Source organism: Mycobacterium talmoniae (genome assembly GCF_001854525.1).
Classification (GTDB): domain Bacteria; phylum Actinomycetota; class Actinomycetes; order Mycobacteriales; family Mycobacteriaceae; genus Mycobacterium; species Mycobacterium talmoniae.
This window is the reverse complement of the sequence record NZ_MLQM01000365.1, coordinates 1-722: the sequence shown is the minus strand read 5'-3', so window position 1 is coordinate 722 and position 722 is coordinate 1. Positions and strand designations below refer to the sequence as shown.

Annotated in this window: 1 protein-coding gene; it reads right to left on the bottom strand. The window is 71.9% G+C overall.

What is annotated here, in order from left to right; all coding sequences use genetic code 11:
- Nucleotides 1-721, bottom strand: a 721-nt coding sequence (gene cofG / locus BKN37_RS27390; protein WP_083342092.1) for a 7,8-didemethyl-8-hydroxy-5-deazariboflavin synthase CofG, incomplete at its 3' end; no start/stop codon positions are given.
- Nucleotide 722 lies beyond the last annotated feature (1 nt).

The following is a 722-nucleotide window of genomic DNA, read 5'->3' as shown; positions in this document are numbered from 1 at the left end:
CGGCCAGGGTCTCCCCGATGCCGACCAGCAGCCCGGTGGTGAACGGGATGGACAGCCGGCCGGCGTCGGTCAGGGTGCGCAGCCGCACCGCCGGGTCCTTATCCGGGCTGCCGTAATGGGCCAGCCCTTTGGTCTCGAACAATCGCCGCGAGGTGGTCTCCAGCATCATGCCCATCGACGGCGCGACCGGCTTGAGCCTCGACAGCTCCGACCAGCTCATCACCCCGGGGTTCAGGTGCGGCAACAGGCCGGTCTCCTCGAGCACCCGGATGGCCATCGCCCGCACGTAGGACAGCGTGGAGTCGTAGCCGCGCTCGTCGAGCCACCGCCGCGCCTCCGGCCAGCGGTCCTCGGGCCGGTCACCGAGGGTGAACAACGCCTCCTTGCAGCCCAGTTCGCCGCCTCGGCGGGCGATGTCGAGGATCTCGTCGGGCTCCAGATACATGCCCGCGCCGGCGGCGCGCAGCTTGCCGGGCACGGTGACGAACGTGCAGTAGTGGCAGGTGTCGCGGCACAGGTGGGTGACCGGGATGAACACCTTGCGCGAGTAGCTGACCGGCAACCGGCCGCTGGGCCCGACCCGCCCGGCCGAGACCAGCCCGGCGTCGCGGACCCGTGCCGCGCTGGCACACAAATCGGCCAGGTCATCGCCGCGGGCGGTCATCGCCAGGGCGGCCTCGTCGGCGTTGAGCACCACACCGTCGCGGGCGCGGCGCAGCACC